We start from the raw sequence: 6,896 nt of genomic DNA, 5'->3' as shown, positions 1-6,896 counted from the left end.
CACCGCGGCCGCCGGCACATCCAGCGTGGCCGCGATCAGCGCCGCCGCGGCCGTGGTGTTGCCGATGCCCAGGTCGCCGGGGATGAGCAGTTGGGCGCCGTCGGCGATCTGCTCGGCCGCAATGAGGTCGCCGGCCGCCAGCGCCTGCTCGGCCTCGGCCCGGGTCAGTGCGTCGGCAAGATGAATCGGCCCCGACGACCGGCGCACCTTGAACCGGCTGACCTCGGCCGGCAGGTCGCCGAAGTCGACCGCCACCGCCAGGTCGTAGATGCCCACCCGCACGCTATTGGCGTCCGCCAGCGCCGAAACTCCCGCGTGACCAGCGGCGATGCCGTACACCATGGCCGGGGTGATGTTCGCCGGATAGGCCGACACACCATCGGTCGCGATGCCGTGGTCGCCGGCGAAGACCACCACCCGCACGTCATCCAGCTGGCGGGGCGGGCAGGCGTCCTGGCACGAGGCCACCCACGCACCCAGCGTCTCCAGCTCGCCGAGCGCGCCCAGCGGTTTGGCCTGCCCGTCGCTGAGGACGCGAGCCGCGGCATAGGCGGCGTTGCTCGGCGCCTGGACGGGGGTGCGCACGGGGGCCTGGTTCATTTGTGATCTCCTTCTGGAAGGATGGCGCGGTGGCAGGGATTCTGGTCGCGGGTACCTCTTCGGACGCCGGCAAGTCGCTCATTGTTGCCGGATTGTGCCGGGCGTTCGCCCGCCGCGGCGTGCGGGTGGCACCATTCAAGGCGCAGAACATGAGCAACAACTCTATGGTCTGCCCCGATGGCTCCGAGATCGGCCGGGCGCAGTACCTGCAGGCGCTTGCCGCCGGCGTCGAGCCGTCCGGTGTGCTGAACCCGGTGCTTCTGAAGCCAGCCACCGACCGACGGGCGTTCATCGTGCTCCGCGGCCAACCGGACGGCGTCCTGGAGGCCGGCCAGTACACCAACGGTCGCGCCCGGCTCGCAGAGACAGCCTTCGCGACCTACCGGGAACTCCGGGCCAACCACGACGTGGTGGTGGCCGAGGGTGCCGGCTCGCCCGCGGAAATCAACCTGCGCGCCGGCGACTACGTCAACTTTGGGTTGGCAAGGCGGTTCGGGTTGCCGGTGCTGCTGTTGGGCGACATCGACCGGGGCGGGGTGCTGGCGTCCATCTTCGGGCACTGGGCGATCGTCGACGACGCCGACCGCGCCCTGCTGGCGGGCTACCTGATCAACAAGTTCCGCGGTGACCAGTCGGTGCTCGATCCCGGCCTGCGCGAACTGACCGCCCGCACCGGCCTGCCCTGCTTCGGGGTGGTGCCGTGGCTTGACCAGGTCTGGCTCGACAGTGAGGACGCCCTCGCCTTCGCCAGGTGGCCGAGGCTGCCCGGGGGGACCGGGACGCTGCGGGTGGCGGCCATCCGGTTCCCGCGGATCTCGAACGCCACCGACCTGGACGCGCTGGCCGCCGAACCCGGGCTGGACGTCTTCCCGACCGCAAGTCCATCCGACGTCGCCGGCGCCGACCTGGTGGTGCTGCCCGGCAGCCGCAGCACCCTGGCCGACCTGGACTGGGTGCGCCGGCTCGGCCTGGCCGATGCGCTGGCCCGCCGGGCCGCGTCCGGTGGACCGATCCTGGGCATCTGCGGCGGCTACCAGATGCTCACCGAGCTGATCGACGACCCGATCGAATCGGTGCGCGGCGCCGAACCCGGCCTCGGCCTGCTGCCCGCCCGGGTGCGGTTCGGCGCCGAGAAGGTACTGGCCCGGCCGTCGGGCAGTTGGCATGGCCACCCGGTGACCGGCTACGAGATCCACCATGGCGTCGTCGACGCCACCGGCGGCGAAGCGTTCCTGGACGGGATCCGGGTCGGCAACACCTGGGGGACGATCTGGCACGGGGCGTTCGAGAATGACGCCTTCCGGCGCGCCTGGCTGACCGACCTTGCGGCCAGCGTCGGCTCGTCGTGGCGGCCGGCACCGGATGCCCCCGGGTTCGCCGAACGCCGCACCCAGATGCTCGACCAGCTTGCCGACACCCTCGAACAGCACACCGACCTGGACGCCATCCTCGACCTGGCCCAACACTGAACCGCCCGGCGTCCGGGCGGGCGCCGGCGAGATCACGCCACCCCTTCAACTCGGGACGCGGCCGACCGTACCGCCGCCACCAGGCCGCTCACGTCCCTGATGCCGGTCGGCTCCAGCCCGAGTTCGGCCGCCGCCTGCAGCGCCGTGGGCAGCCGCAGCCGCGCGGCGGCCACCAGGTCGGCGTCCGCCAGCAGGTCAGTGGTCGACCCGTGGCGCAGTCGGCCGTCCACCACCACGGCCACCGAATCGGCCCACCACAAGGCGAAATCAACGTCGTGGGTGGCGATGACGACCGTCGTGCGGGCTACCAGCAGCCGCTCCAGGGCGGCGACCATCTCGTCCACGCCCTGCGGGTCGAGGCCGGCGGTCGGCTCGTCCAGCAGCAGCACGCACGGCGCCATCGCCAACGCCCCAGCGATGGCGACCCGTTTGCGTTGCCCGTGGGACAGCTCGTGGATCGGCCGCTCGGCCAGGTCCTCAATCGACAGCAGCTGCAACGCTTCGGCGACTCGCCGGCGGACCTCCGCGTCGGACAGGCCGAGGTTGAGCGGCCCGAAAGAGACGTCCCGATACACATCGGCGGCGAAGAGTTGGTCGTCGGGGTCTTGGGCGACGAGCTGGACGACCTGACGGTGCGCCCGCAGGCCTTTGCGGTCGAACCGCACCGGGGCACCATCCACCAGCACCACACCGCCCTCGGGTCGCACCGACCCCGCCAGCGTCCGCAGCAGGGTGGTCTTGCCCGAACCATTGGCACCCAACAGCGCCAACCGCTTACCCCGAGGCACTTCGAGATCCGCCCCGCGCAGCACCTCGCGTCGGCCGAACGCCACCTCCAGCCCAGCAGCCGACAGCTGACGATGACTCATCGCCACACCTGCCAGGCGACCGTCCCGCCCACCAGCGCCACCAAACCGCAGATGCTGGCAATCAGGAACCGAGTCGACCTGTGCCGGCCCGGCTCCAGGGTGCGCAGCGTATCGGTGTATCCGCGGCCGGCGAGCCCGTCCTCAAGGCGTCGGGCCCGTTCCCAGGAGCGCAGGAACAGCACCGCAGCCCCCATCGCGGCCGACCTCATGGCCGCCACGCGGGTCGCATAGCCCAGCCGGGCCTCCTGCGCCCGACCGATGGCGCCGGCGCTCTCCAGTAGGCCGAAGCTGAACCGGTAGACCAGGGCGGCGATCTCGATCAACGGGTCGGGGACGCGGACGTGCCGCAGGCTGCCCAGCAGGTCGATCATCGGGGTCGAGCAGGCCAGGGTGAGCATGGCCAGGGTGGCAGCGACCGCCCGGATCGCCAGCGTCGCAGCCATCGTGAGCCCCTCCGGGGTCACCTGAACGATCAGGCCGGCCGACCAACTCACGCTGACCGCGACGGTGGCAACCCCGATCAGGATCGACAGCGCGGGCAGCCAGACGATGCGTCCCAGCCTCGCCCAGCCCACTCGGATCGGCCCGGCCAGCAGCACCAGGCTGGTCACGGCGACGGCCACGCCGCCCGGTACCGGCGGCAGCGCGATCGCCCCGAGGAGCAGACCGGCGCTGAGTACGCCCTTGTCCCGAACGGATCGGGCCCGCCATGGGCTGGACCACGCAGCGTGGTCGAGCGCCAGGCCGTGGGCCATCAGGCGGAGGGTTCGACGACGAGCGTCGGATCGGTCGACGGCGCCGCCGGCGTCCGTTGCCCGCGCCGACGGCCCCACAGGCCTCCGATGGCGAAGCCGAAGATCGTGCCTCCGATGGCGGCCTGCAGGGCGAACAGCCCCGATTCGACCTCACCGGACTCCGGCTGGAAGAGGGGCACGAACCACGGCTGGTAGTCGGGGTTACCCTCCTCGATGGTGCTGGTGGCGACCGAGTCGGTGCCCGGGAAGCGCTCTTCAGGATTGGTGCGCTGGCCGCCCAGGACGAAGCTGATCCCGAAGATCAGCAGGAGTGCGGCGATCAGGATGACGGTGGTCCAGCTCTTCCTGCCCATCTCAGGCCACCGCCTCAGCCAGCTTGGGCTTCAGGACGCCGAGCCGCTGCAACTCGGGCCTGGCGACGTCGATGAGCAGTCGGAATACCAGCACACCCAGGATGCCCTCCGCGATGGCGAGCGGAACCTGGGAGAGGGCGAACACGCCCATGAACTTGGCCACCGAGCCGGCCAGGCCGGACACCGGGTCGGGGAACGCCAGGCCCAGCTGGATGCTGGTGACCAGGTAGGTCGACAGGTTGGCGAAGGCGAGTGCCAGGAAGATCCCGACGTTTCGGTGCCAGCCCAACCGATTCGACGCCCGCCAGAACGCGTAGCCGATCCATGGTCCGGCGATGCCCATGCTGAACACGTTCGCGCCCAGGGTGGTGATCCCCCCGTGGGCGAGCAGCAGGGCCTGGAAGATCAGCACGATCGTGGACAAGAAGGCCATCACCGGTGGCCGGAACAGCACCGCCCCCAGGCCGGTGCCGGTCGGGTGGGACGAGCTGCCGGTGACCGAGGGCAGCTTGATCGACGACAGGGCGAAGGTGAAGGCGCCGGCGGCGGCGAGCAGCAGCCGGGATTCCGGGTGCTCCTTCGCCTCCTTGATCACTTGGCGTGCCCCATGGATGACGAATGGGGTTGAAACTGCGTACCAAGCGACGCAGTGGGTGACAGGTAGGAATCCCTCAGCGATATGCATCGGCGAGTTCCCTTTCTAGGTGACGTGGCCCAAGGAACCGTCGCCCACGCCCGTATCTGACTCACCCATCGCTGGGATCACAGTGGCCCGACCGTCCCGGATTCTCACCGGGTTCCGGACGTGGACGGCACTTCGATCTTCGCACACCGCCCGCGCCCGCGATCACCGGGGTGCGGTTGTGGGACGCGTGCACCCGGGTCAGGGCCTGGTGGCCGCCCAGGTCGTGACGGTCCGCAGCGGCCGGAACCCGGTGTATCGGCCGATCGGTTCGGCCACCTCGACACCGATCCGGTTCAGTTCCCCGCCCCAACGCTGATGGGCGCCCAGCAGCACGCTGTCGGAGTCGGCGGTGACGCTGTGCACCACCAGCCGGCCACCGGCGGGCAACGCGTCCCAACTGCGTTGCAGCACCTGATCCTGGACGCCGCCTCCGACGAAGACCGCGTCCGGGCTGGGCAGCCCGCCCAGCAGGTCCGACAGGTCCCCCGCGAGCACCGCGAGCCGGCGGGTGACACCGAGCCGGGCAGCGTTCGAGGCGATCCGCTCCACCCGGCGCGGGTCATGCTCCACGGCGATCGCGCGGTTGTCGGGGTGCAGCCGGCACCACTCGATCGCGATCGATCCAGTGCCGGCGCCGAGGTCCCAGAGCAGTTCACCGGCTCGGGGTGCCAGCACCGCCAGCGCCCAGGCGCGCAGCACGCGCTTGGTGAGCAGGCCGTCGGTGTCGAACGCCTCATCGGGCAGGCCCGCGCTGAGTTGCTGGCCGCTGGTTTCGTCGCGCATGGCGAGCAGACTAGCCAGATGGGGCACAATCGGTGCCCGTGACCCTGGACCCCAACGCGACCACCCCACCACCGACTTCGGCGGGCCTGCCCGATGACGGATTGACCACCCGGGAGCGAAGACTCAGGCCGGCGCTGATCGTGAACACCGGCGAGGGCAAGGGCAAGACGACAGCCGCGATGGGACTGGCGTTACGGGCCTGGCACCAGGGCTGGTCGATCGGGGTGTTCCAGTTCATCAAATCGGGCCGGTGGGTCAGCGGTGAGCGGATCGCGCTGGAAACCCTCGGCGCCGAGCACCAGCGCACCGGCGCCGGGGGTGAGGTCTGCTGGTTCGCCACCGGCGCGGGACGCCGCTGGGTTCAAGACCCGGACGCCGAGCCTGCCCAGGTGGACGCCGCCCGGAACGCCTGGCAGGAGGTCAAGCAACGGCTGGCCGCCCAGCGCCACCGGCTGTACGTGCTGGACGAGTTCACCTACCCGGTGAACCGGGGATGGCTCGACCTGGCTGAGGTCGTCGAAACCCTGCGCGACCGGCCAGGCGTCCAGCACTTGGTGGTCACCGGACGAGCCGCCCCACCCGAATTGACCGAGATCGCCACCACGGTCACCGAGATGACCAAGCGCAAACACCCGTTCGACACCGGTCAGAAGGGGCAGGCGGGCATCGAATGGTGAGGATCCCCCGCCTCGTCGTCGCAGCGGCCGCGTCCTCGGCCGGCAAGACAACCATCGCCACCGGCATCATGGCCGCACTACGCAACAATTGCCGCAAGGTGGCTGGGTTCAAGGTCGGCCCCGACTTCATCGACCCCGGCTACCACGCGCTCGCGACCGGGCGACCCGGCCGCAACCTCGACGCGGTGCTGACCAGCGAGGAGCTGGTGCCGAAGCTGTTCCGGCACGGCGTGCGCACCCCGGAACCGGCCGACGTCGCCATCATCGAGGGCGTGATGGGCCTGTTCGACGGTCACTTGGGCAGGGACGGACGCGGCTCAACCGCGCATATCGCCCGGCTGCTGGACGCACCGGTGCTGCTGGTGGTGGACGCCGCCGGTTCGTCCCGCACAGCCGCCGCAGCCGCCCTCGGGTTGCGGCACTTCGACCCGCGGCTGCGGATCGCTGCCGTGGTGGTGAACCGGGTGGCCAGCGACCGGCACGCAGCCGAACTGGCCGGCGTGTTCGGCCGGGCCGGGCTGCCGGTGCTGGGAATGGTGCCCCGCAATCAGGCGATCCACGCCCCGTCACGACACCTGGGCCTGGTGCCGGCCGCCGAGCGGGCCGAATCTGCCGCCACCATCGACGCCCTGGCCGGGCACATCGCCGAGCACGTCGACCTGGCCGCCCTGATGGCCCTGGCCGAGGCGGCCCCGCCGCTGGACG

Annotated in this window: 9 protein-coding genes and 1 riboswitch; of the genes, 3 read left to right on the top strand and 6 right to left on the bottom strand. The window is 70.9% G+C overall.

The genetic code is table 11. The features are described 5' to 3' along the window. A partial coding sequence (locus WBL05_RS09415; protein ID WP_424225442.1) for a nicotinate-nucleotide--dimethylbenzimidazole phosphoribosyltransferase occupies positions 1 to 600 on the bottom strand: 600 nt, incomplete at its 3' end. A 29-nt stretch (positions 601 to 629) separates the two neighbouring features. Here WBL05_RS09415 and WBL05_RS09410 point away from each other — a divergent pair. Continuing rightward, positions 630 to 2,069: a cobyric acid synthase gene (locus tag WBL05_RS09410; RefSeq protein WP_424225440.1), complete on the top strand. Its 1,440-nt coding sequence runs from the start codon at positions 630 to 632 to the stop codon at positions 2,067 to 2,069. Between the two features lie 32 nt (positions 2,070 to 2,101). Here the strand turns inward: WBL05_RS09410 and WBL05_RS09405 are convergent, their stop codons facing one another. The 5 genes from WBL05_RS09405 to cbiT form a co-directional block, all read right to left on the bottom strand. Beyond that, the gene (locus WBL05_RS09405; RefSeq protein WP_424225439.1) at positions 2,102 to 2,938 is read right to left on the bottom strand and encodes an energy-coupling factor ABC transporter ATP-binding protein; all 837 of its coding nucleotides are present in this window, start codon (positions 2,936 to 2,938) and stop codon (positions 2,102 to 2,104) included. Beyond that, complete coding sequence (cbiQ, locus tag WBL05_RS09400; protein ID WP_424225438.1) at positions 2,935 to 3,693, bottom strand: cobalt ECF transporter T component CbiQ; 759 nt, start codon at positions 3,691 to 3,693, stop codon at positions 2,935 to 2,937. The genes WBL05_RS09405 and cbiQ overlap by 4 nt, the downstream gene beginning before the upstream one ends. Beyond that, positions 3,693 to 4,046, bottom strand: a complete 354-nt coding sequence (locus tag WBL05_RS09395) for an energy-coupling factor ABC transporter substrate-binding protein (protein ID WP_424225437.1) — start codon at positions 4,044 to 4,046, stop codon at positions 3,693 to 3,695. Before WBL05_RS09395 ends, cbiQ begins: the two co-directional genes overlap by 1 nt. Position 4,047: 1 nt before the next feature. Further along, a complete protein-coding gene (locus tag WBL05_RS09390; protein WP_424225436.1) occupies positions 4,048 to 4,731 on the bottom strand; it encodes an energy-coupling factor ABC transporter permease in 684 nt (227 codons plus the stop codon). Between the two features lie 30 nt (positions 4,732 to 4,761). Continuing rightward, positions 4,762 to 4,870, bottom strand: a riboswitch (cobalamin riboswitch). A gap of 59 nt (positions 4,871 to 4,929) precedes the next feature. Continuing rightward, positions 4,930 to 5,514, bottom strand: a complete 585-nt coding sequence (gene cbiT / locus WBL05_RS09385; protein WP_424225435.1) for a precorrin-6Y C5,15-methyltransferase (decarboxylating) subunit CbiT — start codon at positions 5,512 to 5,514, stop codon at positions 4,930 to 4,932. A 44-nt stretch (positions 5,515 to 5,558) separates the two neighbouring features. Between cbiT and cobO the strand changes: the two genes are divergently transcribed. Then, the gene (gene cobO / locus WBL05_RS09380; RefSeq protein WP_424225443.1) at positions 5,559 to 6,191 is read left to right on the top strand and encodes a cob(I)yrinic acid a,c-diamide adenosyltransferase; all 633 of its coding nucleotides are present in this window, start codon (positions 5,559 to 5,561) and stop codon (positions 6,189 to 6,191) included. Next, the coding region (locus tag WBL05_RS09375) for a cobyrinate a,c-diamide synthase (RefSeq protein WP_424225434.1) at positions 6,185 to 6,896 on the top strand (712 nt) is incomplete at its 3' end. The genes cobO and WBL05_RS09375, both read left to right, overlap by 7 nt.

The organism is Brooklawnia sp., assembly GCF_049651565.1.
Classification (GTDB): Bacteria; Actinomycetota; Actinomycetes; order Propionibacteriales; family Propionibacteriaceae; genus Brooklawnia.
The sequence above is the reverse complement of the archived record's forward strand: the minus strand, read 5'-3'. Positions and strand labels throughout refer to the sequence as shown.

What these genes read in the sequence shown, in the direction of transcription:
- WBL05_RS09405 (WP_424225439.1), bottom strand. Translation starts at nt 2,938, where the DNA reads ATGAGTCATCGTCAGCTGTCGGCTGCTGGGCTGGAGGTGGCGTTCGGC.
- cbiQ (WP_424225438.1), bottom strand. Translation starts at nt 3,693, where the DNA reads ATGGCCCACGGCCTGGCGCTCGACCACGCTGCGTGGTCCAGCCCATGG.
- WBL05_RS09395 (WP_424225437.1), bottom strand. Translation starts at nt 4,046, where the DNA reads ATGGGCAGGAAGAGCTGGACCACCGTCATCCTGATCGCCGCACTCCTG.
- WBL05_RS09390 (WP_424225436.1), bottom strand. Translation starts at nt 4,731, where the DNA reads ATGCATATCGCTGAGGGATTCCTACCTGTCACCCACTGCGTCGCTTGG.
- cbiT (WP_424225435.1), bottom strand. Translation starts at nt 5,514, where the DNA reads ATGCGCGACGAAACCAGCGGCCAGCAACTCAGCGCGGGCCTGCCCGAT.